Source organism: Komagataeibacter oboediens, from assembly GCF_003207815.1.
Taxonomy (GTDB): Bacteria; Pseudomonadota; Alphaproteobacteria; order Acetobacterales; family Acetobacteraceae; genus Komagataeibacter; species Komagataeibacter oboediens.
Genome location: NZ_NKTX01000271.1, coordinates 1 through 525, shown reverse-complemented (window position 1 = coordinate 525; position 525 = coordinate 1). Strand labels below are relative to the sequence as shown.

1 protein-coding gene is annotated in these 525 nt (G+C 55.4%); it reads left to right on the top strand.

Features of this window, described 5'->3' with window-relative positions; all coding sequences use genetic code 11:
* Positions 1-454 (top strand): Tn3 family transposase (locus tag CFR80_RS18820; RefSeq protein WP_146221735.1); only part of this gene is annotated, 454 nt, incomplete at its 5' end.
* Between the last annotated feature and the right edge of the window lie 71 nt (positions 455-525).

Here is a 525-nt window from a genome sequence, read left to right as displayed (position 1 = left end):
ACTCGGATCTTACCCCCGTCAGAATGGTCTGGCTGTGGCTTTGCGCGAAGTCGGCCGGATCGAACGGTCAATTTTTATGCTCGACTGGATACAGGATCTGGATTTGCGCAGACGAACCCAGGCTGGACTCAATAAGGGAGAAGCCCGGAATGCGCTGGCTCGGGCGCTCTTCTTCAATCAGCTTGGCGAACTGCGGGATCGGCGTTTTGAAAATCAGGCCTATCGGGCGTCAGGTCTGAACCTGCTGGTGGCAGCGGTCATCCTATGGAATACGCGCTATCTTCAGTCTGCCATCACGACGCTCGGTATTTCAGATGACCTGGCCCAGCATATCGCACCCCTCGGCTGGGAGCATATTTCTCTGACAGGCGACTATCGCTGGAATGTCGATGAGCAGCCCGAAGCTGGCGCGTTACGACCGCTTCGGGTACCTGCATCCCTACTTGTTGCGTGAACCTCAATGTGGCCAGTTCTACAGGTGTTCACTCCAAGCGTACGTAAAATACACTTTCGTGTCGTGATCCC